This is a genomic window from Roseateles sp. P5_D6 (genome assembly GCF_054049415.1).
In genome coordinates this window covers 1-25850 of record NZ_JBFUMK010000026.1, presented here as the reverse complement: position 1 = coordinate 25850, position 25850 = coordinate 1, and the positions used below count along the sequence as shown (strand labels likewise).

25 protein-coding genes, 2 tRNA genes and 1 riboswitch are annotated in these 25850 nt (G+C 64.8%); of the genes, 22 read left to right on the top strand and 5 right to left on the bottom strand.

Annotated features, from left to right (window positions below; all coding sequences use genetic code 11):
• Positions 1-267: 267 nt before the first annotated feature.
• Positions 268-1173: a DUF4399 domain-containing protein gene (locus ACXJKM_RS26215; RefSeq protein WP_457356131.1), complete on the top strand. Its 906-nt coding sequence runs from the start codon at positions 268-270 to the stop codon at positions 1171-1173.
• Here the strand turns inward: ACXJKM_RS26215 and ACXJKM_RS26210 are convergent.
• The gene (locus ACXJKM_RS26210; protein WP_457356130.1) at positions 1161-4094 is read right to left on the bottom strand and encodes an HD domain-containing phosphohydrolase; all 2934 of its coding nucleotides are present in this window, start codon (positions 4092-4094) and stop codon (positions 1161-1163) included. The two genes, ACXJKM_RS26215 and ACXJKM_RS26210, sit on opposite strands and share 13 nt — an antisense overlap.
• A 209-nt stretch (positions 4095-4303) precedes the next feature.
• On the opposite strand from ACXJKM_RS26210, the gene ACXJKM_RS26205 reads away from it, so the two are divergent.
• From ACXJKM_RS26205 to ACXJKM_RS26150, 12 genes are all read left to right on the top strand, one after another.
• Complete coding sequence (locus tag ACXJKM_RS26205; protein WP_457356129.1) at positions 4304-4879, top strand: outer membrane beta-barrel protein; 576 nt, start codon at positions 4304-4306, stop codon at positions 4877-4879.
• Positions 4880-5108: 229 nt separating this feature from the next.
• Positions 5109-5666 carry an outer membrane beta-barrel protein gene (locus ACXJKM_RS26200; RefSeq protein ID WP_056194856.1) on the top strand — a complete coding sequence of 186 codons (558 nt, stop codon included), beginning with the start codon at positions 5109-5111 and terminating at the stop codon, positions 5664-5666.
• Between the two features lie 70 nt (positions 5667-5736).
• A complete protein-coding gene (ybiB, locus tag ACXJKM_RS26195; protein ID WP_457356128.1) occupies positions 5737-6660 on the top strand; it encodes a DNA-binding protein YbiB in 924 nt (307 codons plus the stop codon).
• A gap of 114 nt (positions 6661-6774) precedes the next feature.
• Positions 6775-7542, top strand: a complete 768-nt coding sequence (locus tag ACXJKM_RS26190; RefSeq protein ID WP_457356162.1) for a sulfite exporter TauE/SafE family protein — start codon at positions 6775-6777, stop codon at positions 7540-7542.
• 2 nt (positions 7543-7544) lie between these two features.
• Positions 7545-9260, top strand: a complete 1716-nt coding sequence (locus ACXJKM_RS26185; RefSeq protein ID WP_457356127.1) for a nitrite/sulfite reductase — start codon at positions 7545-7547, stop codon at positions 9258-9260.
• A gap of 5 nt (positions 9261-9265) precedes the next feature.
• Positions 9266-9760: a DUF934 domain-containing protein gene (locus tag ACXJKM_RS26180; protein WP_457356126.1), complete on the top strand. Its 495-nt coding sequence runs from the start codon at positions 9266-9268 to the stop codon at positions 9758-9760.
• Positions 9757-10515, top strand: a complete 759-nt coding sequence (locus ACXJKM_RS26175; protein WP_457356125.1) for a phosphoadenylyl-sulfate reductase — start codon at positions 9757-9759, stop codon at positions 10513-10515. The genes ACXJKM_RS26180 and ACXJKM_RS26175 overlap by 4 nt, the downstream gene beginning before the upstream one ends.
• Positions 10512-11477 carry a sulfate adenylyltransferase subunit CysD gene (gene cysD, locus ACXJKM_RS26170; protein ID WP_457356124.1) on the top strand — a complete coding sequence of 322 codons (966 nt, stop codon included), beginning with the start codon at positions 10512-10514 and terminating at the stop codon, positions 11475-11477. Before ACXJKM_RS26175 ends, cysD begins: the two co-directional genes overlap by 4 nt.
• Before the next feature lie 79 nt (positions 11478-11556).
• Entirely contained in the window at positions 11557-12843 is a 1287-nt protein-coding gene (locus ACXJKM_RS26165) for a sulfate adenylyltransferase subunit 1 (RefSeq protein ID WP_457356123.1), read from the top strand.
• Entirely contained in the window at positions 12843-13634 is a 792-nt protein-coding gene (cobA, locus tag ACXJKM_RS26160) for a uroporphyrinogen-III C-methyltransferase (protein ID WP_457356122.1), read from the top strand. The genes ACXJKM_RS26165 and cobA overlap by 1 nt, the downstream gene beginning before the upstream one ends.
• Entirely contained in the window at positions 13631-13954 is a 324-nt protein-coding gene (gene fdxA / locus ACXJKM_RS26155) for a ferredoxin FdxA (RefSeq protein WP_056194839.1), read from the top strand. Before cobA ends, fdxA begins: the two co-directional genes overlap by 4 nt.
• 16 nt (positions 13955-13970) lie before the next feature.
• Entirely contained in the window at positions 13971-15056 is a 1086-nt protein-coding gene (locus ACXJKM_RS26150) for an NAD(P)/FAD-dependent oxidoreductase (protein ID WP_457356121.1), read from the top strand.
• 117 nt (positions 15057-15173) lie between these two features.
• Here the strand turns inward: ACXJKM_RS26150 and ACXJKM_RS26145 are convergent, their stop codons facing one another.
• A complete protein-coding gene (locus tag ACXJKM_RS26145) occupies positions 15174-16445 on the bottom strand; it encodes a type II toxin-antitoxin system HipA family toxin (RefSeq protein WP_457356120.1) in 1272 nt (423 codons plus the stop codon).
• On the bottom strand, positions 16429-16698 hold the full coding sequence (locus ACXJKM_RS26140; RefSeq protein WP_056194829.1) for a helix-turn-helix domain-containing protein: 270 nt from the start codon (positions 16696-16698) through the stop codon (positions 16429-16431). Before ACXJKM_RS26140 ends, ACXJKM_RS26145 begins: the two co-directional genes overlap by 17 nt.
• Positions 16699-16853: 155 nt before the next feature.
• A riboswitch (TPP riboswitch) is annotated at positions 16854-16955 on the top strand.
• A gap of 66 nt (positions 16956-17021) precedes the next feature.
• Here ACXJKM_RS26140 and ACXJKM_RS26135 point away from each other — a divergent pair.
• The 6 genes from ACXJKM_RS26135 (at position 17022) to ACXJKM_RS26110 (ending at position 21895) form a co-directional block, all read left to right on the top strand.
• Positions 17022-19163, top strand: coding sequence for a TonB-dependent siderophore receptor (locus tag ACXJKM_RS26135; protein ID WP_457356119.1), 2142 nt, complete (start codon positions 17022-17024; stop codon positions 19161-19163).
• Positions 19164-19199: 36 nt separating this feature from the next.
• Positions 19200-19275: transfer RNA gene (locus ACXJKM_RS26130), tRNA-Asn, on the top strand.
• An 86-nt stretch (positions 19276-19361) separates the two neighbouring features.
• Positions 19362-19437, top strand: a tRNA-Asn gene (locus tag ACXJKM_RS26125).
• Between the two features lie 315 nt (positions 19438-19752).
• Positions 19753-20799 carry a DUF262 domain-containing protein gene (locus ACXJKM_RS26120; RefSeq protein WP_457356118.1) on the top strand — a complete coding sequence of 349 codons (1047 nt, stop codon included), beginning with the start codon at positions 19753-19755 and terminating at the stop codon, positions 20797-20799.
• Positions 20800-20807: 8 nt separating this feature from the next.
• Positions 20808-21476: an MAE_28990/MAE_18760 family HEPN-like nuclease gene (locus ACXJKM_RS26115; RefSeq protein ID WP_457356117.1), complete on the top strand. Its 669-nt coding sequence runs from the start codon at positions 20808-20810 to the stop codon at positions 21474-21476.
• A gap of 179 nt (positions 21477-21655) precedes the next feature.
• Entirely contained in the window at positions 21656-21895 is a 240-nt protein-coding gene (locus ACXJKM_RS26110; protein WP_457356116.1) for a hypothetical protein, read from the top strand.
• Between the two features lie 34 nt (positions 21896-21929).
• On the opposite strand, the gene ACXJKM_RS26105 is transcribed toward ACXJKM_RS26110, so the two are convergent.
• A complete protein-coding gene (locus tag ACXJKM_RS26105; protein ID WP_457356115.1) occupies positions 21930-22226 on the bottom strand; it encodes a helix-turn-helix domain-containing protein in 297 nt (98 codons plus the stop codon).
• 163 nt (positions 22227-22389) lie between these two features.
• Between ACXJKM_RS26105 and ACXJKM_RS26100 the strand changes: the two genes are divergently transcribed.
• The 3 genes from ACXJKM_RS26100 (at position 22390) to ACXJKM_RS26090 (ending at position 24837) form a co-directional block, all read left to right on the top strand.
• Positions 22390-22731, top strand: coding sequence for a zinc ribbon domain-containing protein YjdM (locus tag ACXJKM_RS26100; protein ID WP_457356114.1), 342 nt, complete (start codon positions 22390-22392; stop codon positions 22729-22731).
• Between the two features lie 445 nt (positions 22732-23176).
• Positions 23177-23803 carry a hypothetical protein gene (locus tag ACXJKM_RS26095; RefSeq protein WP_056194817.1) on the top strand — a complete coding sequence of 209 codons (627 nt, stop codon included), beginning with the start codon at positions 23177-23179 and terminating at the stop codon, positions 23801-23803.
• Positions 23804-24162: 359 nt separating this feature from the next.
• Positions 24163-24837 (top strand): hypothetical protein, encoded by a 675-nt coding sequence (locus tag ACXJKM_RS26090; RefSeq protein WP_457325493.1) that lies wholly within the window; start codon positions 24163-24165, stop codon positions 24835-24837.
• Between the two features lie 41 nt (positions 24838-24878).
• Here the strand turns inward: ACXJKM_RS26090 and ACXJKM_RS26085 are convergent, their stop codons facing one another.
• Entirely contained in the window at positions 24879-25499 is a 621-nt protein-coding gene (locus tag ACXJKM_RS26085) for a PEP-CTERM sorting domain-containing protein (protein WP_457356113.1), read from the bottom strand.
• Positions 25500-25850 lie beyond the last annotated feature (351 nt).

The window sequence follows — 25850 nt, the reverse complement described above, 5'->3', positions numbered from 1 at the left end:
GCTCGTGCCCAGGCCAGGCGCGCAACAACGCCATGCGCCCGCGCAGGCCCTCTCCCGAAGGGTTGCCACCCAAAAGCCCGCGCGCGGCGTTGCGAAGCCTCGCTGGGGCCGACCCCAGCTTCGACTTTGCGCCTTGCTCGCGGGCTTTTGGGTGGCAACGCATCCGATCCCCGTAGCGTGAACAGGCCCTGGCGTCCGCAACTTTCACGACGTTCCTCGCCAGCGCGCGCCCCCAGAATCGGTGGCGCACGCTGCCGGAGGGCTCGCATGGGATCTGCCGCTCGACTGACCCGCCACTTTTGGCCACTGGGTCTGCTGCCCGCGCTGGCCGCGGCCGAGCCACTGCCTACCGATCCGCTGGAGCGTCAGTGCTGGCTGTCACACACGGCCCAGCGCACGGCCCTCGACCTGCGTGAGCCGGTCTCGGTGCACTTCAGCAACGTCAAGACCGGCTACCGCGTGCGCTCGCCCTTCTGGGTGGAGTTCGGCATCCGTGGCATGGGCGTCATTCCGGCCGGCAATGCCAACGAGAAGGCCGGCCACCACCACATCCTCATCGACACGCCGCTGCCGCGCGACCACACCGCACCCATCCCCTTCTCCAATACGCACAAGCATTTCGGCAAGGCCCAGACCGGCACCGAGATCGACCTGCCGCCGGGCCGCCACACCATGCGGCTGCTGTTCGCCGACCACGCCCACAAGCCCTATTTCGTCTTCAGCAATGAGATTGCCATCGTGGTCGTGGGCAAGCGCGCCGACGCCCCAGCGCCCAAGGTCGTTGCGGGTGACCGCGACACCTGCGAAGCCTGGTACGAGGACTTGCGCGCCGCGCCACGCGCCGCAGCCGGCCGCGAGGTCTATGTGAAGAACCTGCGCGATGAAGAGGCGGTGTCGAGCCCCTTCACGCTGTCCCTGGGCGTGCTCGGCGCCGGCCTGGGCGTGGCGCCGGCCGGCACCGCCATCAAGGACACGGGGCATTTCCGCCTCAGCTTTGCGCCCAAGGGCGGCGGCAATACCGTGCGCCAGAACCTCGTCGACGGCCGCACCGAGGCCATCGTCGACCTGCCCCTGGGCGAGTACGAGGCGGTTGTCAGCCTGCACGACGGCGCCGGAGAGTTCCTGCTCAAGGCCGCGCCGCTGAAGTTCAGCGTCACCCGTCACGACAGGTAGGCGCCAACGTCCTCCACGTCGATCAGCGCTGCCGCCATGAAGCGCCGCGCATAGGTCAGGCACACGCCCGAGCGCAGGAAAAGTTCAAACAGGCCCGGGTCAAGATGGCCCTCGGCCACCATGCGCCGCATGAGGCCTAAGGCCTCGGACAGGCGCTTGCCCGGCTTGTAGGGCCGGTCATCGGCCGTCAGTGCCTCGAAGACATCCGCAATGGCCATCATGCGGGCCTGCGGGCTCATCTGTGCGCCGGTCAGGCCGCGCGGGTAGCCCTTGCCGTCCATGCGCTCATGATGGCCACCCGCGATCTCGGGCACCTCGCGCAGATGCTTTGGGAAAGGCAGCTCGTGCAGCATCTTCAGCGTCTGCACGATGTGGTCGTTGATCTTGTAGCGCTCCTCCTCCGTCAGCGTGCCACGCGAGATCGTGAGGTTGTGCAGCTCGCCGCGGTGGTAGAGGTGTTCGGGCTGCTTGAGTTTGAAGCCCCAGCGGTTGTCGCCGCCCAATTGGTCGGTGGCGGGGCGCGGCAGGATGTGCTCGGGCCGGTCCTGCAGCAGGCGCTCAGGTGCAGGCAGCGGCGGGCGCGGTTTGGGCTGGCGGCGCAGCTCCTCGATGGACAGGCCGAGCGTGTCGTCGAGCGTGCGCAACCAGCGCCTCTCGCCGATGCGGCGCAGCCGGGCAACGGCTTCGGGGTCCAGCGTTTCGCCACCCACATTGCTGGTCGCGACGAAGGCGTAGTCGGCATCCAGTTCGCCCTGGACCGGCGCCGCCGCGGCACGGGCGCGCTGCACGCCCGCGTCGCCCAGCTCGGCCTCCAGCTTCTCGATCAGCGCGTCGCGCTTGAGCACCTCGAAGCGCGTGCGGACCTCATGGACGCGGTTGTAGATCGTCTCCAGCTTGGTGGCCTTGTCGACGACGTACTCCGGCGTGGTGACCTTGCCGCAGTCGTGCAGCCAGGCGGCGATGTGCAGCGCCTCCCACTGGTCAGCGTCCATCGTGAAACCGGCGTACGGCCCCTCGGTCGCCTCGCAGGCGGCCTGGGCCAGCATCTTGGTCAGTTCGGGCACGCGCTGGCAATGACCGCCGGTATAGGGGCTCTTGGCGTCGATGGCGCCGGCAACGAGCTGGATGAAGCTCTCCAGCAGCTCCTTGCGCGCGCGCAGCAGCAGCTGGTTGTCGATGGCCACGGCGGCCGTGCCCGACAGCGCACTGACAAAGGCCACGCGTGCGGCGCCCAGTGGTTCGGACGGCCCATCGGCCGACAGCGGGAAGGTCAATGTCAGCGTACCGATGGTCTCGTGCTGGCTGTTCTTCAGCGGCAGGGCCAGCAGGCGCATCCTCGCGACGCCCAGGGCGGCGAACAGCCGCTGGTAGGCGGCCAGGTGGGTCGGGTTGTCCCAGCTCAGATCGATCTCGACCGGTGCGTTCGTCTGCAGGGCACGCACCGGCGCGGCGACGCTGTCGGGCACGTTCACCTGCCATGTCAGCCCGCGGCGCGACGCGGTCTCGCCACGCACGCGCGAAGCCGCGGGCTCCAGCGTCTGGCCATCGGCCGACAGCAGGTGGACCGAGCCGCCACTGGCGCCGGCCACGGCGATGGTCTCGCGCAGGATGAGGTCGAGCAGGGTGTCGAAATCTCGCTCGGCGCTCAGCGCGTTGCTGATGTCGAGAAAGCGCCGCAGCGAATGCTTCATCGCCGTCATCGCGATGGCCAGGCGGTCGACCTCGCGGATCAGGCTGCGTTGGGGATCGGGCCCGTCGAACTCGAAACGCTCGATCGCCTCGGCCTGGCGGGCCAGGTTGCGCAGCGGCCGCGACACGCGATCGGCCAGCAGGTGAACCAGGGGCAGCAACAGCAGCATCAATCCCAGCGAGATGTAGAAGCTCTGGCGGCGGCTCTCGATCTGGAAGGCCTGCAGCTCCTCGCGCGGCGCGGCCATCAGCAGCACCAGCGGCGCGCCGGCCTCCACGGCACCCTGCAGCGGCAAGGCGTGGCTGACCCATTCGCGCCCGTCGACCACCTGCACGGGTGTGAGATGACCCTCGCCATCGCGGCGCTGCCACAGCGCGCGCATCAGCGCCGACGCACGCTCGGCCACGCGCGGCAGGGCCTGGCCGTCCTTCGGCGGCGTGCCGCTCTCGCGCCGGGCCTCGGCCAGCATCTCGCCGCCTTGGGTGGCGATGAGCAGTTCGGCCGAACGGCTGATCTGCGGCCGCGTCAGCATCTCGCTGAGAGCCTGCAGGCTGACGTCGGCGCCCACGACGGCGCCACCATGGGCTTGGGCCAACGTCACGCCGGGTTCGCCGGTCGTGAAGAACAGATAGGGCGCCGATTGCACGAGCTTGCCTTCGCCGGCCTCGCTCGCCAGCGCGAACCAGGGCCGGGTGCGCGGGTCGAAGTCGTAGTCGGGCCGATCACGGCGCTGCAGCTCGCGCAGCGCTGCGTCGTAGAAGCGGTAGGCGCCACGCGGGGCCGCGCCGCCATCGCGGCTCACGCTCTGCAGGCCGAATGCAGCCTCGGCCGGCGCATCCATGCGCTTGCGTGTTGCCGCATCGACAAGGCGGCGCAACAGCACGAAGGATCCGCCCGAGGTGCCGACATAGACGGCCGACACCGAAGCATTGGCGCGCAGGGCCGCCGCCATCTGCGGCAGCGCAGTCAGGCGCTCGGCCTCGTTGCTGGCCCGGCCCAGGGCGCCGGTCGCCAGCAGGGCCACGCTGACCCGCGCCGGCCGCAGCTCGGTCTCGACGGCCGCCGCGGCCTCGCGGCCGATGCGCCTGGCCGCCGCGCCAGCCTGCTGCAGCATCAGTGCATCGCTGCGTGAGCGCTCGTACAGCAGCAGCACGCTGTACACCAGGGCGACCAGGCCCACCATCAGCAAGCTCAGCGTGATGTAAAGCGTCTTGGGCTTGAGATGCGGCATGGAACCTGACGGGCAGCAGCGTTGCAGCAGTATCCCTGTGCCGCCAGCACTTTGCCTGCGGTTACCAGACCAGCCGGCAAGAGTGCCCAAGTCCTACAAGTCGAGCCCCCAGCGCCAATGAGGATGGCTTGGCGATGACCGGTCGCATATCGCCGCAGGCCCCACCCGGCGCCTGCGCTCCGATGGATGAAGTAGGAGAGAAGTTCCCCATGAAAAAGATCGCAATCAGCCTTGCCGCCCTCGCCCTGGCCGCTGGCGCCCAGGCCCAAAGCACCCGTTCCAGCAGCAATGCGGAGCACAACTACGGCCTGTTGTCCCTGGGCCAGGGCCATCTCAACGTCGACTGCACCGGCGTGCAGACCTGCGACAGGAACGCATTCGGTGGCAAGGCCATGTTCGGCCATGCCTTTGGCAATGGCTTTGCAGTCGAAGGCGGCTACACCAATTTCGGCAAATTCCGCGCGTCCCAGGGCACCGTGGGGCTGAGCGGACGACCCGAAGCCCTGTCGCTGAGCGGCGCCTACACGGCCAACTTGAGCCCTGACTGGGGTCTGGTCGGCCGCCTGGGCGTGGCCCGCGTGCGCACCAAGGTGAACGCAGAGGTCGGCGCGCTGACCGGCTCAAGCAGCGAGAGCAAGACCCAGCCCATCGCTGGCCTGGCCGTCAACTACGCGCTGACGCCGTCGACCCGCGTCGAGCTGGGCGTGGACGCAACGCGGGCCCAGATCCAGGGTGAGCGCCAGAACGTGCGCATGGTGTCGCTGGGTGCGCGCATGGCCTTCTGACGGCCCAAACACGCCGCTGCGAGACCACCCGAGCCGCCTGGCCGCCTAAAGCGCGGCCAGGCGGTTTTTTTCACATCGCCCCCGAGCCGGGGGCATTGCCGTCTCATCCGCGCGACAACGTCATCAAGGGCGTACAGGCGCCGCGAATAGCATGCGCGCCGCCTCAGAAAGGCGCCGAGGCCGGCCACGCCGGTCGGCCCATCCATCAAGAGAAAAAGGGAGTGTTCTCATGAAAAAACAAACCATCGTCCTGGCCGCACTGCTGGCCGCCACCGCTGCCCACGCCGAATCGCAGGCCCACGGTTACATCGGCACCGCCGGTGGCGTCTCGCACGCCAATCTGGACTGCACGGGCTCCACCAGCTGCGACACGAGCGACACCGGCGCCAAGCTGGTGGGCGGCTACAACTTCGGCAACGGCTTCAGCCTGGAAGCCGGCTACATCGCCTTTGGCAAGTTCAAGGCTGCGGACGCCACGATGTCCGTCGCCATCAAGCCGACCGCGCTCATGCTGGGCGCTGCTTTCGCGCTGCCGCTGAGCACCGACTGGGGCATGAACGTCCGCCTGGGCGTCGCCCAGGTGAAGACCCAAGCCAGCGCCACCCTCGGCACGTTGAGCGGCTCCGACTCCGAGAGCAAGGCCAAGGTCTACGCCGGGCTGGGCCTGACCTATGCCATTACCCAGAGCGTCAAGCTGGAACTGGGCGTCGATTCGACCCAGGCCCAATTCGCTGGCGAAAAGGGCACGCTGCGCCTGGTTTCCCTGGGCGCGATCTTCGCGTTCTGATCGAGAACGCATCCCACTCGAAGGGCCGCCTCGTGCGGCCCTTTCTCATGGCTCTTCCTACACTGCGGCCATGGACTACGCCTCATTGATCAAGGAAATGGGCCGCGGCGCCCGAGGTGCGCGCGATCTGAATCGCGAGCAGGCTGAAGCGCTCTTCGGTGAGATGCTCGACGGCAAGGTGCCCGACATGGAGCTGGGCGCCATGTTGATCGCGCTGCGCGTGAAGGGCGAGAGCGCCGACGAGGTGGCTGGGTTCCTGGCCGCAATGCAGGCACGAACGGCCCGCCTGGCCGCCCCCGACGGCCCGCGCACCGTGCTGCTGCCCAGCTTCAACGGTGCCCGCAAGCAGGCCAATCTGATGCCGCTGGTCGCGCTGCTGCTGGCCCGCGAGGGCGTGCCGGTGCTGATCTTCGGACGGCACGACTTCGACAGCCGCCACAGCCCCTTCGAGTTGCTGGGCGCCCTGGGGCTGCACGCCAGCCCCTCGCTGACCGATGCCCAGACGCGGCTGGCAGGCGACAGATTGGCCGTCCTGCCTTTGCAGATGCTCAACCCTGGCTTGAACAGCTTGATGGCCTTGCGCCCGCGCCTGGGCGTGCGCAACAGCTCCCACAGCCTGGCCAAGCTGCTCGACCCCTTCCCGGTCGGCCGCGGTGTGCGTGTCGTCGCGGTGACGCATCCGGAATACCTCGACAGCATGAGCCACGCCCTGCCCACACTGACCGCCGGCGGTGGCCGGGCGCTGTTGATGCGCGCCAGCGAGGGCGAGGCCTATGCCCATCTGCGCCGCAAGGCCCATCTGATCGGCTTCCAGGACGGCGACACCGCGCCCTTGCATCCGGCCGACACGGCGGATCTGGACTGGCCGCTGTCGCCAGGCTGCACGCCAGCCGAGAACGCCGCCCTCATCCGCGCCATGTTGGAGGGCCGCGAAACCGTGCCGCCGCGCATCCTGGAGCAGGTCGCCGCACTGCGGCTTCTCGCCACAAACTGAAGTTGCTTATTCGGCATGGGCATATAGCCCCAAAAATTCTGTAGTTCTTCCGCACCGCAACATTGCTTAGAGTCGCGCCCTCGGGTGGCATGGGCCGCCCCAGGGGACAGCGTGCTGGACGGAATTGCGATTGCAAGCGGATTGGGAGTCGGCCTCATCGTCGGGATCACCGGCGTGGGCGGCGGCTCGCTGATGACGCCGCTGCTGCTGTCCGTCTTCAAACTCCACCCTGCAGTCGCCATCGGCACCGACCTGTGGTTTGCCGCGCTGACCAAGATGAGCGGCTCCGTGGCCCACGCCCGGCATGGCCATGTGCACTGGGCCATCACCCGCCGCCTGCTGACCGGCTCCATCCCTGCGTCCTTGGCCACCGTGGCGTTGATGCACCTGACTGGCGTCACCAAGGGCTGGGCCTCGGCGCTGACCTTTTCGCTGGGCATCGCGCTGTTGCTGACGGCCGTCGTCGTCGCCTTCAAGAAGAGCTGGCTGGCGCTGGGCCTTCGGCTGGAGCGCTGGATTCCCGAAGCCCGCAAGCCGGCGCTGACCATCCTCAGCGGCGCGGTGCTGGGCGTGCTGGTATCACTGTCTTCCATTGGCGCCGGCGCCATCGGCGCGACACTGATCCTGCTGATCTACCCGCGCATGCAGGCCCGCGACATCGTCGGCACCGATATTGCCCATGCCGTACCGTTGACGCTGGTCGCCGGCATCGGCCACGCCACGCTGGGCAACGTCAACTGGACGCTACTGGTGCCGCTGCTCATCGGCTCTTTACCTGGCATCTGGCTGGGCGCCCAATTGACCCGTCGGCTGCCCGACGGCGTCGTGCGCAGCCTGCTCTGCGTTTCTCTTCTGATGGCCGGCTGGAAGGTCATCCACTAACCATGTATCAGTACACCGACTTCGACCGCCGCTTCGTCCACGCCCGCGCCGCGCAATACCGCGACCAGCTCGAGCGCCACCTCGCCGGCACCCTGGGCACCGACGAGTTCCGCGCGCTGCGCCTGCAAAACGGCTGGTACATCCAGCGCCATGCGCCCATGCTGCGCGTGGCCGTGCCCTATGGCGAGCTGTCGTCGCGCCAGCTGCGCCAGCTCGCCAAGATCGCCCGCGAGTACGACCGCCAGCCCGACGGCCCGTTTGCCGGCCAGGGCGGTTACGGCCACTTCACGACGCGCCAGAACCTGCAATACAACTGGATCCCGCTGGTGGACAGCGCCACGGTGATGGAGCTGCTGGCCGAGGTCGACATGCACGGCATCCAGACCAGCGGCAATTGCATCCGCAACATCACCAGCGACGCCTTCGTCGGCATCGCGCCGGATGACATCGTCGATGCCCGCCCCTACTGCGAGATCCTGCGCCAGTGGAGCACCCTGCACCCCGAGTTCGCCCACCTGCCGCGCAAGTTCAAGATCGCCGTCAGCGGCGCTGCCGAAGACCGCGCGGCCATCGGCTGGCATGACATCGGCCTGCAGCTGAAGAAGAACGAGGCCGGCGAGGTCGGCTTCCAGGTCTTGGTCGGCGGCGGCATGGGCCGCACGCCCATCCCGGGTGTGGAGATCAACGCCTTCGTGCCTTGGCAGCAGATCCTCGTCTACATCGAGGCCATCGTGCGCTGCTACAACCTGGCCGGCCGGCGCGACAACCTCTACAAGGCCCGCATCAAGATCCTCGTCAAGGCCGAGGGCCAGAAGTTCTTCGACGCCGTCAACGAAGAGTACCGCCGCATCCTGGCCGACGACAATGGCGGCCACGAGCACATCATTCCCCAGGCCGAACTGGACCGCGTGGCGGCCTGCTTCGTCGACCCGCAAGGCGTGGCGCCCGCCGCCGAGCCCGTGCTCGACACCAGCGACCCGGCTTTCGCACGCTGGCTGGCGCGCAATGTCGACGGCCACCGCGTCGCCGGCTACCGCGCCGTCACGCTCAGCCTCAAGCGCGTCGGCATCGCGCCGGGCGACACCAGCGCTGACGTGATGGACACCGCCGCGGCGCTGGCCGACCAGTTCAGCCATGGCGAGCTGCGCGTGACGCACCGCCAGAACCTCGTGCTGCCCTGGGTGAAGGCGTCTGACCTGCCCGAGCTCTTCCAGGCCGCCCGCGCCGCCGGTTTCGCCACGCCCAACGCCCGCTTGCTGACCGACCAGATCGCCTGCCCCGGCGGTGAYTTCTGCKCGCTGGCCAACGCCCGCTCGCTGCCGCTGGCCGCCGAAATCGCCGAGCGTTATCAAGACCAGGATGAGCTCGAAGACCTCGGCGAGATCGACCTGCACATCAGCGGCTGCATCAATAGCTGCGGCCACCACCACAGCGGCCACATCGGCATCCTCGGCGTCGACAAGGACGGCACCGAGTGGTACCAGCTGACGCTGGGTGGCAGCGACGGCACCGTGCTGTCGGGCACGACGGTGGCCGGCAAGGTCATCGGCCCGAGCTTTGCGGCCGACGAGATCGCCGACGCCATCGATGCCGTCATCGACACCTTCAAGCGCGAGCGCTTGGCTGGAGAACACTTCGTCAACGCGGTGAAGCGCCTGGGCCTTGACCCCTTCAAGACGGCGGCCAACGCCGTTCGCGTCTCGACCGCGAAGGCCTGATCGATATGAAGTTCATCAACGCCACCACCTGCCAATGGAAGCACGCCATCGGCGAAGACGGCCCCAAGCCCGATCCCGATCCGGCGCCCAACCGCCTGCTCTCGCTTGAGCAATGGCATGCCGTGAAGACGCGCTGGCCCACCAACACGCCGGTCGCCATCGAGTTCCCGAACGATGCCGACATCAACCAGCTCGCTCCCGACCTGGACCGCATCGCCGTCGTCGTGCTCGACTTCCCGAAGTGGACCGACGGCCGCGCCTACAGCCAGGCCCATATCCTGCGCAGCCGCTTCAAGTTCAAGGGCGCCATCCGCGCCCGCGGCGAAGTGCTCGTCGACATGATGCAGTTGCTGGCCCGCACCGGCTTCGATGAGGCTGTCATGCGCGGCGACCAGTCGCAGGCTGCCGCGCAGAAGGCGCTGGACCTGTTTGCGCCCGTCGGCTTCTATCAAGGCGACGTCAGCGAGACCCGCCCTTGGTTCCAGCGGAGCGCGGCGTGAGCGACGAAGTGAGCAGCCTGCCCTGGGCCGCTGCGCCTGCGGCCGGCAATGCGATTGGCCTCTACGCCAAATGGACGCCGGCGCTGGACGCCAAGATCGAGGCCGCCCTGCAGCGCTTGCGTGACGCCAGCATTGAGCATGGCGACAGCCTCGTGCAGAGCAGCAGCCTGGGCGTGGAGGACATGGTCATCACCGACCTGATCGCCCGCACCCAGCTGCCCATCGCCATCGCCACGCTGGACACGGGCAAGCTGCACGCCGAGACGCTGGCGCTGATCCCGCGCATCCGGGAACGCTATGGCCGCGAGGTCGAGGTCTTCAAGCCGGCGGCCGACGCCGTCATCCAGTTCGTCCGCAAGGAGGGCGAGGAGGCGATGTACAAGAGCATCGAGCTGCGCAAAGCCTGCTGCGGCCTGCGCAAGATGGAGCCGCTGGGCCGCATGCTGAAGGGCCGTTCAGCCTGGATCACCGGCCTGCGCCGCGAGCAGAGCGGTGCCCGCGGTGACGTGGCCTTTGACGAGGACGACGGCAACAACCGCCGCAAGATCAGCCCCATCGCCGACTGGACCTGGGCCGAGGTCTGGGCGTATGTTCAAAAATACGAGGTTCCGTACAACCCGCTGCATGACCACTTCATGCCCTCGATCGGCTGCGCACCCTGCACGCGCGCCATTGCGGTCGGTGAAGACTTCAGAGCGGGCCGCTGGTGGTGGGAAGACTCCACCAAGGAATGCGGCCTGCACGCCAAATCATGAATGCTGCTGTGAAACCCGAACAACTCATCGCCGACGTCGACCACGCCCATCTSGATGCGCTGGAAGAGGAARCCATCTTCATCCTGCGCGARGTRGCCGCSRSCTTYGAGCGCCCKGCCCTGCTSTTYTCGGGCGGCAAGGACAGCTGCGTCGTGCTGCGCCTGGCCGAGAAGGCCTTCAAGATGAAGAACGCGGCTCACCCGAGTGGCTACTCGGGCAGCCTGCCCTTCCCGCTGGTGCACATCGACACCGGCCACAACTTCCCCGAAGTCATCACCTTCCGTGACCAGCGCGTCGCCGACATGGGCGAGCGCCTGGTTGTTGGTCACCTCGAAGACTCGATGGCCAAAGGCACGATTCGGCTCTCCCACCCGCTGGAAAGCCGCAACGGCCACCAGACGGTCACCCTGCTGGAGACCATCGAGGAGCACAAGTTCGACTGCCTGATCGGCGGCGCSCGCCGCGACGAGGARAARGCSCGCGCCAAGGAGCGCATCTTCAGCCACCGCGACAGCTTCGGCCAATGGCAGCCCAAGGAGCAACGCCCCGAGCTGTGGACGCTGTTCAACACGCGCATCCGCCCGGGCGAGCACTTCCGCTGCTTCCCCATCAGCAACTGGACCGAGCTGGACGTGTGGCTCTACATCGCCCGCGAGAACATCCCGCTGCCGCAGATGTACTTCGCGCACGAGCGCCAGGTCATCCGCCGCAAGGGCCTGCTGGTGCCGCTGACCGAGGTGACGCCGCCGGAAGAAGGCGAAACCGTCGAGACCGCCACCGTGCGTTTCCGCACCGTCGGCGACATGACCTGCACCTGCCCGGTCGAGAGCCCSGCCGCCAACGCGAGCGAGGTCGTGGCCGAGACGCTGACCGTCACCGTGAGTGAGCGCGGCGCCACGCGCATGGACGACCGCACCAGTGAAGCTTCCATGGAGAAGCGCAAGAAGGAAGGGTACTTTTAATGACCGCCCCCACGTTCACTTTGTTCACTGCCCCCCGAGGGGGCGTCGCGGCCCTTCGGGCGGCCGGGCGGGCCGCGCGATGAAGGCGCTGCGATTCCTCACGGCGGGCTCCGTTGACGACGGCAAGTCCACGCTGATCGGCCGCCTGCTGTTCGACGGCCAGGCCATCCTGGCCGACCAGCTCGACACGCTGGAGCGCCGCGCCGCCGGCCGCCCCATCGACCTGAGCCTGCTGACCGACGGCCTCGAGGCCGAGCGCGAGCAGGGCATCACCATCGACGTGGCCTACCGCTACTTCGCGACCAAGACGCGCAAGTTCATCATTGCCGACGCCCCCGGCCATGAGCAGTACACCCGCAACATGGTCACGGCTGCCGCCGGCAGCGATGCCGCCGTCGTGCTGGTGGACATCACCAAACTGGACCTGACGCAGGACGAGGTGGTGCTGCTGCCGCAGACGCGCCGCCACTCGCTGCTGGCCCAGTTGCTGCGCGTGCCGAGCATCGTCTTCGCCATCAACAAGATCGACGCGCTGGACGATCCCGCCGAAGGCTTCGCCAAGGTCAAAGCCGCGCTGGACAAGTTCGCTGCCGCCGCTGGCCTGAACGTGGCTGCCACCGTGCCGGTGAGCGCGCTGCGCGGTGACAACGTCACCCAGCCGCTGGATGCGCCCTGGTGGAACGGCGAGAGCCTGCTGCAGGTGCTGGAGCGCCTGCCCACGCTGAGCGAGCGCGCCGACGCGCCGCTGAGCCTGCCCGTGCAATACGTGCAGAAGGACGCCTACCAATCCAAGGGCACCGGCGTGCAGCCACGCGTGCTGTGGGGTCGCATCGCCCACGGTGCCGTCAAGGCGGGCGACACCATCGAGGTGCTGCCGTCGAAGCAAACGGCCGTCGTGTCCGAAGTCCGCCTGGCCGGCGAGACCGTGCCCAGCGCCGAAGCCGGCGAGTCGGCTGGCCTGGTGCTGGACCGCCAGCTCGACGTCAGCCGCGGCGACTGGATCGTCACGCCCGGCAGCGCAGTGGTCACCAAGAACTTCTCCGCAACGCTGGCCTGGCTGGACACCGAAGCGGCCAAGCCAGGCCGCAAATACTGGGTGCGCCACGGCAACCGCTGGGTGCAGGCGCGCATCTCGGTCATCGACTCGGTGCTGGACATCAACACGCTGACGCCGCATGACGCGCACGAACTGCCCGTCAACACCATCGGCCGTGTGCAGATGGAAGTGCAGCACGAGCTGCCCGTCGAGCCTTTCGTGGACAACCGCGTCGGCGGCGCACTGATCGTCGTCGACCCCGCCAGCCACCGCACCAGTGGTGCCCTGCTGGTAGACGTGCAAGCCGCTCCGGCGGAAGAGGCCTGGTGATGAGCCAAGGTCGTGTGATCTTCGTCAGCGCCGGCCCCGGCGCCGCCGACCTGATCACGCTGCGCGGCGCGCGGGCGCTGTCGCAGGCCGACGTCGTGCTGGCCGATGCGCTGGCCGACCCGGCCCTGCGCGACCTGGCGCCGCAAGCCAAGTGGATCTCGGTCGGCAAGCGTGGCTTTGAGCATTCGGCCAAGCAGACCGAGATCAATGCGCTGCTCGTCAAGGCCGCGCGGGAGCACGCTCTCGTTGTGCGGCTGAAGGGTGGCGACGCCAGCATCTTTGGCCGGCTGGAGGAAGAGCTCATCGCGCTGGCCGAAGCTGGCATCGCCAGTGAAGTGGTGCCCGGCGTGACCGCGGCTCTTGCCGCCGCCGCCCAGGCGCAGCGCCCGCTGACCCGCCGCGGCCGCGGTCGCAGCGTGTCGCTGACGACGGCGATGACCGAGGCCGGCGAACTGCATGCCGCGCAAAGCGCCGACACCGAGGTCTTCTACATGGCCGGCCGCCAGTTGGCCGCGCTTGGCCGCCAGTTGCTGGCCGCCGGCTGGGCGCCGGACACGCCGACGCTGGTCGTCAGCCGTGCCGGCTGTGCCGATGCCATCACCAGCGAGCACGCGCTGGCTGACCTCGCCCACGCGGCCCTGCTGCACCGCGGCCGCCCCACGGTCGTCACGGTCGGGACAGGAGCCAGCAGCGTCCGCGCGCAGGATCAAAACCACGCCGACCTTAAAATCGTCGTTTCGCCCGAATCATTGCCCATCGGGGCGCCCCTTACTTCCCAGAGCCGCTCATGACCCACGTCGTCACCGAAGCCTGCATCCGCTGCAAATACACCGACTGCGTCGACGTCTGCCCGGTCGACTGCTTCCGCGAAGGCCCGAACTTCCTCACCATCGACCCCGATGAGTGCATCGATTGCGCGGTCTGCATCCCCGAATGCCCCGTCAACGCGATCCTGCCCGAGGAGGACGTGCCCGGCGATCAGATCCACATGATCAAGATCAACGCCGACCTCGCCAAGGGCTGGCCCAGCATCACCAAGCGCAAGCCCGCGCTGCCGGACGCCGATGAGTGGAAAGACAAGACGGGCAAGCTGCCCGAGCTGATCCGCTGAACTTTTCCCCCTCCTCATGCAGGCAGTACAGATCAGGCCCGACGCGATTCAGACAGACGCCGTCATCGTCGGCGCCGGGCCGGTAGGCCTGTTCCAGGTCTTCGAACTCGGCCTGCTGGAGATCAAGGCGCACATCATCGACAGCCTGGCCTATCCCGGCGGCCAGTGCATCGAGCTCTACCCCGACAAGCCSATYTACGACATYCCGGCCGTGCCCGTGTGCACCGGCAARGAGCTSACCGACAACCTGCTCARGCAGATCSAGCCCTTYGGYGCGACCTTCCACCTGGGCCAGGAAGTCACCGTCGTGCAAAAGCAGGACGATGGCCGCTTTCTGATCGAGACCAGCAAAGGCACGCAGCTGCTGGCCAAGGCCGTCTTCATCGCCGGCGGCGTCGGAAGCTTTCAGCCGCGCACGCTGAAGGTCGACGGTGTCGAGCCCTACGAGGGCACGCAGGTCCACTACCGCGTCAAGGCACCGAACCAGTTCGCCGGCAAGAACCTGCTCATCATCGGCGGCGGCGATTCGGCCCTGGACTGGGCGCTGAACTTCTGCGCCGCCAATCCCGACGGCAACCCGCACAAGGCTGAGAGCGTCATCCTCGTGCACCGTCGCGACGAGTTCCGCGCCGCGCCGGCGAGCGTGGCCAAGATGCGCGCACTCTGCGACGCAATGGAGATGCAGTTCATCGTCGGCCAGGCCACCGGCATTGACGAAGCGAACGGGCAACTGACCGGCGTCAAGATCACCGGCAACGATGGCATCACGCGCGTCGTGCCCTGCGACCAGGTGCTGGCCTTCTTTGGCCTGTCACCCAAGCTCGGCCCCATCGCCGAATGGGGCCTGGCCCTGGAGCGCAAGCAGATCGTCGTCGACACCGAAAAGTTCGAGACCAGCGTGCCGGGCATCTTTGCCGTCGGCGACGTCAACACCTACCCGGGCAAGAAAAAGCTCATCCTGAGCGGCTTCCACGAGACCGCGCTGGCGGCATTCGGCGCGGCGCCGTATGTGTTTCCGGACAAGCGCATCCACCTGCAATACACGACGACGAGCCCCAAGCTGCACAAGGTATTGGGCGTGGAGTCACCGGTCTTCGACTGAAGGCATCGGACCTGCGAAATGACGCCACAGCGGCGTTGCAAAGGCTAGCCGTAGCGCTGCTACTGTCTTCACCTTTGCGCCTTGCTGCGACGCCATTGCGCAAGCCTGGCGAGAGCCTCAATGCGGCCTGCGCGGCTTTGCCGTTTCGGCATCGCCATAGGCCAGCCCTGACTCCCAGACCTCCCGCATGCGCGACAGCAGCTCACGCGGGATGCGTTCGTCGGATTTCGCTTCCTGCAGCGCCTGCTGCATGCCCTGCGCCAGGCGTTGAAGCATGGTGGCCGGCGCCTTCACATTGCAAACCTTGGCGCCAAAGGCGAGCAGTTCCTGCGTCGTCGGATAGGCCTTGGTCGTGTGCGTGCCAGCAAAGAGCTTGAGCGCCAGCGTTCGGTCCTCAAGCTCGGGGCCACCGGCGTACTGTGTGTAGCGGTAGATGGCCGTCGTGACGACATCGAACATCGGCGCCAGCCAGATGTCGCTGGATGAGCGGTACAGCAGGCCAAAGTTCTTCAGATGCGCGTCGCCATTGCGGACCATGACGGAGAAGGCGACCTGCTCGAAGAAGCGGTCGAGGTCGGCTTGGGGCAACTGCAACTGCCTCAGCAGCCCCGCGATGCGCTCGTAGCTGCCGTGGTATTTGCGGTCGGAGAGTGTGTCGCGCACGCGCTGGCCGGACAGCGCTGCGATGTCTTCGAAGCCGAGGCGCTCCACCGTGCCGTCCGCTTTTGAGATGGCGTCGAAGCGTTCCAGCACCAGCATCTGGCCGTCATTCGAAAGGTCAAACACCGACGTCTGGATACCGGCCAGGTTGGCCGCGCGCAGACACAGGTATTCGTTGGCCGCCAGGCCGGGATAGGCCTCGCTCGCTGCCTTCACGATGAGCGTCGGAATGGGTACCGCAATCCGTACCTCGGGCACCATGATCTTCGGCTGCATGCCGGCAATGCCGGCGCCCGTGCTCAGGTAGGCTGCCACCAGATCGTTGAACACCTGGGGCGAGTAGGCAGTGCCGAGCAGGCCCTCCTTGCTCAGCGGCACCGCGGCCTGCGGCGCATCAGCGCCGGGGATGCGATAGCCGAGGCGACCGATGCCGTTGTCGCCGATGAGGGCGAGCATGTGCATGGCCGTTGTCTGCTGCTTGGGGAACAACGCCCGGATGCGCATGAACAGATCGCCCTCGGGCAGGTTCTGATCCATGGGCGGGAAGAGGTCGCCATCCGTCCAGGTGAGCCTGGCCGATGCCGGCATCAGCAGCGCGACGGAGGGCTGCTCGGCCGCCGCCTCCAGGTATCGGAACTCGTAGGTTGACGCCTTGAGCAACTGGCCCGCACCCACGCGCGACCCGATGGACACATCGAGCTGCGCGATGCGCTCAGGCAGCATCGTCATCCTTGTTGAAAGCCGCAGCCACCTCCTCCATCGTCGGCAGGCCCACCGGCTCCAGGCGCATGGCCAGATTCAAAGAGCGCAGCACGTCGAACAGTGACGACACGGAGGCCTCCTCGCCGCCCTCCAGGCGGTAGATCACTTCACGCACCCGCCCCGCCCGCTCGGCCACGGCCTTCTTGCTCAGGCCCAGGGCTTCGCGCCGCTGCTGCAGCAGTTCGCCAAGTTCGGCGGGAAGTCGAATATTGGCAGTCATAGCTTGCATTTTCTATAAATATCAGAACTTTGCAAGCCATGACTTGCATGCATCACCACTGCAGATCTGCAGCGAGCCGGGCCAAGTCGCCAAGCGCGAAGGCCGGAACGCTCCGTAACCCATAGAATCCGACCCGCGCGCCGCCCCGTGTGGCGCGTCTTCGCTAGGGGTGTTGATGGCCTGGCGCCATCGACTGAGACAGTCCCTTTGAACCTGATTGAGGTAATCCTCGCGCAGGGAAGCACGCTGAAAGCCCAGGCCGAATCTTCGTCTCCCGCCCCTGAGCTCTGTCGTTTGCCGACCTGCCATCGCTTTGCAATTCGATGGCAAACCACCGTATTTCTCTTTCCATCCTCGCCGCAGCCTCCGCGCTGCTCGCCACCAGCCTCGCCTCGGCCCAAACCCTGCCCCAGGTCAGCGTGACCGGCAAGGCCACCGAGGCCGTGCCCAGCCTGTCGGGCTTCAACGACCCGCCGGCCAAGTTGCCGATGCAGGCGCTGAGCCTGTCGGCCGAGCGACTGGAGGAGCTCGGCATCACGCAGCTCTCGGGCATCACCAAGCTCGACGCTTCCATCTCCGACGCCTACAACGCCGTCGGCTACTGGTCGCAGCTCAAGATCCGCGGCTTCGACCTCGACAACCGCTTCAACCTGCGCCGCGACGGCCTGCCCATCACGGGCGAGACCGCGCTATCGCTGGTCAACAAGTCGGGCATCGAGGTGCTCAAGGGCAGTTCCGGCATGCAGGCCGGCACCAGTTCGCCGGCCGGCATCGTCAACTTCGTCGTCAAGCGCCCGCTCGCTGAAGACGGCACGGCGCTGATGTTGGAAGCCATCCAGGGCGGCTCGGTGCAGGCGAGCGTTGACCACTCGCAGCGCTTCGGCGCCAACCGGGAGTTCGGCGTGCGCGTCAACCTCGCCGCGGCCCACCTGGACCCGACGCTGCGCGACAGCAAAGGCCGCTCGCACACCGCGGCGCTGGCCACCGACTGGCGCATCGGCCCCGACACCCTCGTCGAGGCCGAGGTCGAGTTCAACCGCCAGAGCCAGCCCAGCCAGCAGGGCTTCAGCCTGCTCGGCAACCGCCTGCCCGACGCCAAGAGCGTCGACCCCAACCTGAACCTGAACAACCAGCCCTGGAGCCTGCCCGTCGTCTTCGACAACACGCACGCCTCGCTGCGCGTGCAGCAAAAGCTGGGCAACGACTGGCGCGCCCAGGCGCACCTCGGCATCCAGCGCCTGCGCACCGACGACCGCCTGGCCTACGCCTACGGCTGCAGCGACGCCAATGGCGACTACTACGCCGACCGCTTCTGCCCGGACGGCAGCTACGACCTCTACGACTTCCGCAGCGAGAACGAGCACCGCGACACGACGGCGCTGGACGTCTCCGCCAGCGGCCCCGTGCAGCTCGCCGGCCTGCGCCATGACCTCACCGTCGGTGGACTGAGCAGCCAGTTCAAGAGCCGCTTCCAGCGCCAGGCCTACAACTACGCGGGCACCGGCAACGTCGACGGCAGCGCCGTGACGCCCGCCGCGCCCGACCTGACGGACGAGAACACCAACCGCGACGAGCGCAGCAACGAGCTCTACCTGCGCGACCGCGTGGCGCTGAGCGCCGACACCAGCGCCTGGCTGGGCCTGCGCCATACCCGCCTGCATCGCGAGAGCGTGCGCACGGACGGCTCGCGTGCAACGGATTACTCACAGGGCGTCACCACGCCCTGGATCGCGCTCAGCCACGCCATCGCCAGCGACTGGCTGGTCTACGCGAGCTGGGGCCAGGGCATCGAAAGCGAAGTGGCGCCCAACCGCAAGCGCTTCGTCAATGCCGGCCAGGCACTGCCAGCGCTGAAGAGCCGTCAGACGGAGATCGGCCTGAAGACCGGCACGCAGCGCGTTGAAGGCTCGCTGACCGTCTTCGACATCCGCCGCCCCGCGTGGCGCGACATCGTGCTGCCCGGCTTCACGGAATGCAGCGCCGACAACAGCTGCGAGCGCCGCGCCGACGGCTATGCCCGCCATCGCGGCATCGAAGCCAGCGCCGACCTGAAGTGGAGCGGCGGCGGCCTGTTCGCCAGCGCCATGCGCTTGCAGGCGCGCCGCCAAGGCAGCGCCGACGCCAGCCTCAACGGCCTGCAGCCGCCCAATGTGCCGGAGACGACCCTCAAGGCCCATGTGCACCAGGACCTGCTGCCCGGCCTGCAAGCCCAGCTCGGCATCCGCCATGAGGGCAGCCGCTTCGCGACGCCCGACAACAGCACCGCCGTGCCGGCCTGGACTGTGGCCGACGCGGGCCTGCGCTACATGCAGGGCGTGGGCAACCAGACCTGGATCTGGCGCGTGGCCGTCGACAACCTGACCAACCGCCGTGCCTGGCGCGAGTCGCCGTGGCAGTTCGAGCACAGCTACCTCTACCCGCTCGCACCGCGGACTTTCCGCACGAGTCTCGAGGTCCGGCTCTGAGGCCCCCGAAAGAACTGCTATAGTCACGGGCTCTGTTCCTCGATAGCTCAGTCGGTAGAGCGCCGGACTGTTAATCCGTAGGTCCCTGGTTCGAGCCCAGGTCGGGGAGCCACAGAAAACCCGCAAAGGCTGGCCCATCGCCAGCCTTTGCAACAACAGCGAGCCGCAACCGCACGGCAAGCAAAAATACCGATCAATTCCTCGATAGCTCAGTCGGTAGAGCGCCGGACTGTTAATCCGTAGGTCCCTGGTTCGAGCCCAGGTCGGGGAGCCAAATCAAGCCTCATTCGCGAAAGCGGATGGGGCTTTTTCTTTGGCACGTTGGCAACAACTAGTCGAATCATCGAGTCAGGCACATTCGCTGGTCAACGCATGCCCTAGCGCGCGAGGCGCAGGACACGCAGGACACTGGGATTACCCTACCGCCCTACCCGCAACGTCCGCGCCAGTCCTCTTTATCATCAACAAACTTGACATGATGTTCACAGGGGATGATGTCTTCTGTGGGCTGCAACACCCCGCTTGCGTCCCCGTAGGAAATTCTGCCGGGACTTCAACACTGTCGGGCATCTAGTGCACTGAGGGATCTATGAAATCAAAAGCTGCTGCGCTACTTCAATCGGAACTAGATACTCAGCGCCGTCAAGTGGACGTCGACAATTTTGACTTAACGCTCGGTGAATTAGTCCGCATGGCCGAGGCCGGTGAACTAATACGCGCACCCGAATATCAAAGAAAGTTCCGGTGGAGCTTAGAAGATGAGTCCTATTTGATCGAGTCTCTATTTCTAGGGCTGCCCGTGCCGAGCATTTACGTGGCGTCGAACCCCGATGGGACTTGGGAGGTCGTTGATGGCTTGCAGAGACTATCAACTCTCATTCACTTCATGTCCGGCTCAGACGAAATGCTGACTGAGCTTGATGTTAAAGGCCCCTTGAGATTAGCGGAGCTTAAAAAACTGCCTTCGTTCAACGAGCTGACTTTCGATGAATTACCAACGCCCCTTCGCCTTCAATTCACAAAACGTTCCCTGCGGGTAACTGCTCTTAGCGACAAGAGCGACCCCGAAATTCGATTTGAAGTGTTTGAGCGTCTAAATAAAGGTGGCGTATCTTTGTCGCCGCAAGAAGTACGCGCATGTATTTATCGAGGCCCATTTGCAGAGCTGTTGCGCGAACTCGCTTCGATGCCGCTCTTCCGTAAACTGGTGAAGCTACAACAAGTACATCAAAGCGATGGCACTCGGGAGGAGCTTGTGCTCAAGTTCTTCGCATACCTGCATAATGGAGATAACTATGACGGGAACGTCAAGGCATTTCTCAATGCCTTCATGAAAGATCAAGGCCCGAAACTTGATATTGCCGCTAGCCGCGCGCTTTTTTCGACCGTAGTTGAGCGTGTACTAGGTCTCGCGGGCGGACCGATTCTAAGAAAAGGCTACTCAGTCACGCCACTTAATCAGCTTGAGGCAATTCTGGTTGGCGCCGGCCATTTATTGAAAAGCAAGAAGAAATTGAAAGCCCCGCCCGCCGGCTGGTTGAATGACTCGGAATTAATTAAGTTCAGCACGAAGGGGACCAACACCCGAACAGCCTTTGATGGTCGAAATAAGCGAGCAGCTGAACTGTTTAGCTGACTCAGGCCATGAGCCATCGCTTTGGAACTGAACTCGGTAGTGCGGGCAAAGAGTTGACCCGCATCCAAGGTGAGATAGTCCATGCTGACTCGATAGCTCTGTCTCCTATTTCAACTCAGAAAGAGCGCGCAGCCGCGCAAAGAGCGGCAGCCTACGTCTGGTTAGCCGCGCTGCTCGAACGAACAGTTCGTGATGCCTTAAAAGCAACAGTAAGAGAAATAACTGCGGCAGCGCCTCCACTTAATCAGATACGCGCGAGCCTCCATACTCTGCTCTGCGACGCACACTTTGCTTCGATAGCAGCACAAAGACGCTCTGCGTCATGGGAAACTAAGAGAAAGATTTTCGAAAGTACCGCCGCAACCGATGCTGCCGTTTTTTCAGAAGATCTGCTTCCACTTGATGGAAAAACTCTTCGCGGAGAGCATTTTGATGTAATCTGGGCGGTGTTTGATATTCATGGCGACAGTTTACCCACACCTCGGCATCGCATTGCACTGAAAGATCTTGCCGAAGGTCGAAATGATGTCGCCCACGGCAATATCGATCCAATTGTGTTCGGCCGAACGAAGGCGACGACAGATATGCTGCGACTCGCCAGCCATATTGACGACGTAATAACACACTTACTCGTCAAGCTTGACGACTATTTGTCGAATGCGGGCTTCAATAAATAAAATAGCGAAAGCCCCGCCCTCTGACAAAGTGCGCCCTATTGCGACTGCATCAACATCCCTACTGTGGACTACAGATAGTATTCAGCACTCCACGGCGTGCACTCGGTTCAAGCCCAGCCAATCGCTTATTTGATGTTGCAATGGGAGCTCCAGGGCAAGCAAAGGCATGGCTTCTGACGATGGATTCGCAGGTACGGGATATGGTGCTTTCCTCTCACTACATCTCTGATACTGCAATCAAGGCTCTTGAAGCTGATGATCACCGAATGTTTGTCGAGGAAAGGACAAAAACGCTGATCTCACTCGAACGAGAATTTATGGTCGAGAAGGGCGTCTCTTTGCCGAAATCGGACCAGCCGGCCCCGAGCGCGATCGACGTCGAAGACGAGGTGCCTCTCAGTGAAGCCGGCGGTCAATAGAACCCAAGTTGCTTTTCGCTTATGGCCGGGAGGCCTATAGCGATTCTTCGAGAGCCTTGAGGAGTTGGCACTTCTTCGCCTTTGAGAGCGCGTGCCATCGCAGCAATAGCTCGGCCGTCTGGTCGTCCGGCGAGTAGAAGTACTCCACAGGCACGTCCAAGGCCTTCGCCAGGTTCTGCGCAATGTTGAACCTTGGGGTGTGCACACCCCGCTGGTACTGGCTCATCCGCACGCTGGCGGCATCCTCGATCTCGGCCACAACAGCCACCTGCTCCAGCGTCATCCCCGCGCGCTCTCGCGCCTGAACAAACCTTCGAGCGAACACCGGCAAGCCCTCAGTGCTTGCTGAGCGCTTCGTCGCGGGTTTTCAAGGGAAGCCAATCACAAGGGAACACGCTAAAGCATGTGAGGCGGTTCATGCGATGCCTCGAGGGCAGAGCAAATCCCTCCCATGACAATGCCGACTTCCCATTCATTTCCCATCGAACCCCTGCATGTCCGCCCTGCCCGCCTGCCCCAAGTGCCAATCCGCCTACACCTACGAAGACGGCGCGCAGTTGGTCTGCCCCGAATGCGGCCATGAGTGGTCGGTCGAGGCAGCTGCTCCGGCCGCCGACGAAGTGCGTGTGATCCGCGACGCGGTGGGCAATGCACTGCAGGACGGCGACACCGTGACGGTCATCAAGGACCTAAAGATCAAGGGCTCGTCCCTGGTCGTCAAGGTCGGCACCAAGGTCAAGAACATCCGGCTGACGGATGGCGATCACGACATCGACTGCAAGATCGATGGGATCGGCGCCATGGGCCTGAAGTCGGAGTTCGTGAAGAAGGTGTGAGCACCCCGCGCTGACCGACATGCGGGCTCACGGATCGGACATACACCTGTTAGTCCGTAGGTCCCTGGTTCGAGCCCAGGTCGGGGAGCCAAATCAAGCCTCATTCGCGCAAGCGGATGGGGCATTTTTCTTGGCGTCGATGTCAGCCCTCGCGCAAGCCTGTCTTCTCGCAGGCGCCGACCGCCAGCCAAACGCCCACGAACTGGCACAGGTGCCGCGAGAGTTGCCACTGAGACAAAGGGCCAGCCAAGCGGCCACACGCGCGCCACATTAGGGAGGGCATCAATCTTGGTGGCCACTATCCTTTGCACGGCAATAAGGTCACGTTCGAGCTGACGGTTACCCCATCCCTGAGCCGACCCCTGGCTGCTCGGCACGCTGGGCGCACGGGTCTTGCTGTCGCGCCGGCGGCTTCTGCCGGTTCGCCTTTAATTCGGAGATTGACATGGCCGCCTTGAAGAAATTCCTCCTTGCCGTTTCGACGGTGGCAGTCATGGCTCCGGCGTATGCCGAGAGAGATGTCTCCATCCCGCTGCTCCCGCCGAATTCCTTGGTGGGGCAGATCCAGATCGCGGCTTTCCAGCCGTTCGGCCAGTCGTTTACGCCCACGCTGCCGAGCGTCGGAACCATCTCGCTGTGGGTGATCAACATGAACATTGACTCCCAGCTGGCGCAGGACAAGACGCTGACCTTGAATCTGTATGCCGGAGAAGGTTTCAACGGCCCCGTGCTGGGGAGTTCAACGGTCAACGTCGACTCGCGCATCGGCACGTTGCAAGGCTGGGTAGGGCTCGTCGAGTTCAACGTCGGCAACGTCGCGGTGCAGAGTGGCCAGCCGTACAGCTTTGAAGTCACTGCGGCGTCCGCGCGGTACGGCGTCTACTGGTCGAGTGAGGGGAACTACGCTGGCGGCAGCGCCATCCTGCTCGGCACGCCTTCGGCGACGGATCTCTATTTCGGTGTCTCGACGGTGCCGGAGCTTGCTTCCTACCAGCTTCTGCTACTGGGCCTGGCTTCAGTGGCCGGCGTGCAATTCATGAGGCGCCGAGATCGCCGCGGGTTGGACTGCTGATCACGAGTGAACGGGGACCTGTGGGGGCTCTTTCTTTGCCGAACTGTGGCGACCGGCGGCGCACCTCCCGAATGGTTCCCTTGGACCAACGACGCCCCGCATCGTGAGGTCGGCCGGTCCATCTCGTCAGGCTTGTTCAGTGCGTCGCGCTCGATTACCGCGACAACCGAATTCACCGCAGGCGCGGTGGCCTGTTGGCTGCGAGCCATGCAGGCCCAGACTCCGGCCTCGCCCTTCGGGTTTTGGCGGAACAGCGAAGTTCCTCCCCTTGAGAGCAAGGGATTGCTTGTGAGCTGCGAATGCATGCCCAATGGCCGCGCAACTGCATTCCGCGTTGCATACAAACTATGGAATATCAAATGATTAACAAGCTAATTACGGCAGTCTGTGCAGCCGTTTTCGCATTCGCTTCGAATGCCGCCACAGTGACAGGCGACGGCTTTGAGATCGAATATTCGACCAATCTGGATTATGTGAGCAGCTACAGCGCGGGGCCCATTGGGGGCGTAAATTTTGCAACCGACACTCACCACATGGGCACCTTCACGATTGAGAGCAATTATTTTCAATCGGCGGACCCGACAGACAAGCGTTACACCCTTTTGATTGAGACGGGCCTCTCGGTTGTTGAACCGAAAGATATACAACTTCGATTCTCATATTGGAGCGTCGACTATCAACTCGATATTTTTGATGTTACGTCTGGAACCTTTCTTCAAAAGATTAACTACAAATTGTCTGGCGCCGGCGCTGTTGGGTGGGACGATGGCCGTCAAATCAACTTATCAACAGAAAGTAGTCATGAAATCCGCATTACCGGTAGCTATACGTTTTCTCCAGGGCATGTGCTCACACCGTCGCCAGATTCAAACTGCCAAGCATTCACTTGTATGACCGCAGAATCGGACAAACTAGTAGGAGCACACGTGCGCTTTGCCGTTAGTTCGCCTGTCCCCGAGTTGCAAACCTGGCCTATGTTGGCCATGGGGCTAGGCGTGATCGGAATCGTTGGTCAACGTCGAAGGCGCGCGTGAGAGACGCGGCGCAGTTCGCACTCCGGCTCTGCATGCACGTATCAGCGCCGCCGCCCCGCGCGCAGCCGCACACCAGCGAGCCAGCCGCCGCCGATCAGCAGCAGCGCCGCAATGCCCGGCTCCGGAACTGCGGTGACGTTGAACGTCAGGTCGCCTAGAGGCTCGCTTTCGAAGGCGTTGAACATGTGACCGCCTGGATAAGCGTCTTCGCCGAGTACGGAGTAGTAGGACACCCCGAAGCGTTCGTCCGATGCAGTGAGCTGAAAGGAATACGTTTGCCCTGGCTGCAACTTCACGGCTCCAAGGTTGAAGTCCACCAGCGCCGCGCCGCCTGTGTCGCCAAGAAGGGCCCGCACATCCACGCTGCTGGATGCGAGCAATGTGCCGCCGCTGCCCTCACCCTCGTACAAGCTCAGAGAGACAAGGCTTCCCGGCCGAGACTTGTTCATGTTGCGCAACTCGACGCCAATGGTGTCGATGCGCGTACCAACCGCGGTGAAGGTTTGCCCGGGCATGAAGGGGTACATCACACCGAAGCCCATCGACTGTGGTTGGTCTATCACCACCACCGCGTGCGTCGTGGCAGGCGCCAACGCAAGTGCGAAAAGCGTGCCCATCAGAAGAGGCAGACGAGGGACAAGCCGGCGGGTTTCAGCTTTCATCATCGACTCCTTAAGAACTAAGGCATCACACAAGCTTAACTGGTTAGGGGCCCCATGTGGTTCGTGGACTGGCCTCTGCGAATGTCGTCACACATGCCTCACTGCGCTGCTCTCATCGGCGAGGTCCTCGAACTTTGCGCCAACATCGCCATGAGATGCCCCGCGTCGCAGGGCCAACCGAAGACAGATTGATTCTGGTCTGCGCCAGCATGCGAACCACCACGATCGACGAGCCGGTGAAGACCCAGCCCTTTACGGTGCGATGTCGGATTGCATGCCAGCCAAGTCAACGCTGTGAGCGGCGCCCCCGAAGCATCAGCACGGCCAGCCCGAATGCCAGCAGACCCACGC

Excerpts from the sequence above, each read along its gene's own strand:
- ACXJKM_RS26205 (WP_457356129.1), top strand. The coding sequence starts at position 4,304 with ATGAAAAAGATCGCAATCAGCCTTGCCGCCCTCGCCCTGGCCGCTGGC.
- ACXJKM_RS26095 (WP_056194817.1), top strand. The coding sequence starts at position 23,177 with ATGGCCGCCTTGAAGAAATTCCTCCTTGCCGTTTCGACGGTGGCAGTC.
- ACXJKM_RS26140 (WP_056194829.1), bottom strand. The coding sequence starts at position 16,698 with ATGACTGCCAATATTCGACTTCCCGCCGAACTTGGCGAACTGCTGCAG.
- ACXJKM_RS26200 (WP_056194856.1), top strand. The coding sequence starts at position 5,109 with ATGAAAAAACAAACCATCGTCCTGGCCGCACTGCTGGCCGCCACCGCT.
- ACXJKM_RS26085 (WP_457356113.1), bottom strand. The coding sequence starts at position 25,499 with ATGAAAGCTGAAACCCGCCGGCTTGTCCCTCGTCTGCCTCTTCTGATG.
- ACXJKM_RS26100 (WP_457356114.1), top strand. The coding sequence starts at position 22,390 with ATGTCCGCCCTGCCCGCCTGCCCCAAGTGCCAATCCGCCTACACCTAC.
- ACXJKM_RS26120 (WP_457356118.1), top strand. The coding sequence starts at position 19,753 with ATGAAATCAAAAGCTGCTGCGCTACTTCAATCGGAACTAGATACTCAG.
- ACXJKM_RS26115 (WP_457356117.1), top strand. The coding sequence starts at position 20,808 with ATGAGCCATCGCTTTGGAACTGAACTCGGTAGTGCGGGCAAAGAGTTG.
- ACXJKM_RS26145 (WP_457356120.1), bottom strand. The coding sequence starts at position 16,445 with ATGACGATGCTGCCTGAGCGCATCGCGCAGCTCGATGTGTCCATCGGG.
- ACXJKM_RS26135 (WP_457356119.1), top strand. The coding sequence starts at position 17,022 with ATGGCAAACCACCGTATTTCTCTTTCCATCCTCGCCGCAGCCTCCGCG.
- fdxA (WP_056194839.1), top strand. The coding sequence starts at position 13,631 with ATGACCCACGTCGTCACCGAAGCCTGCATCCGCTGCAAATACACCGAC.
- ACXJKM_RS26215 (WP_457356131.1), top strand. The coding sequence starts at position 268 with ATGGGATCTGCCGCTCGACTGACCCGCCACTTTTGGCCACTGGGTCTG.
- ACXJKM_RS26180 (WP_457356126.1), top strand. The coding sequence starts at position 9,266 with ATGAAGTTCATCAACGCCACCACCTGCCAATGGAAGCACGCCATCGGC.
- ybiB (WP_457356128.1), top strand. The coding sequence starts at position 5,737 with ATGGACTACGCCTCATTGATCAAGGAAATGGGCCGCGGCGCCCGAGGT.
- ACXJKM_RS26165 (WP_457356123.1), top strand. The coding sequence starts at position 11,557 with ATGAAGGCGCTGCGATTCCTCACGGCGGGCTCCGTTGACGACGGCAAG.
- ACXJKM_RS26090 (WP_457325493.1), top strand. The coding sequence starts at position 24,163 with ATGATTAACAAGCTAATTACGGCAGTCTGTGCAGCCGTTTTCGCATTC.
- ACXJKM_RS26210 (WP_457356130.1), bottom strand. The coding sequence starts at position 4,094 with ATGCCGCATCTCAAGCCCAAGACGCTTTACATCACGCTGAGCTTGCTG.
- cobA (WP_457356122.1), top strand. The coding sequence starts at position 12,843 with ATGAGCCAAGGTCGTGTGATCTTCGTCAGCGCCGGCCCCGGCGCCGCC.
- ACXJKM_RS26110 (WP_457356116.1), top strand. The coding sequence starts at position 21,656 with ATGGATTCGCAGGTACGGGATATGGTGCTTTCCTCTCACTACATCTCT.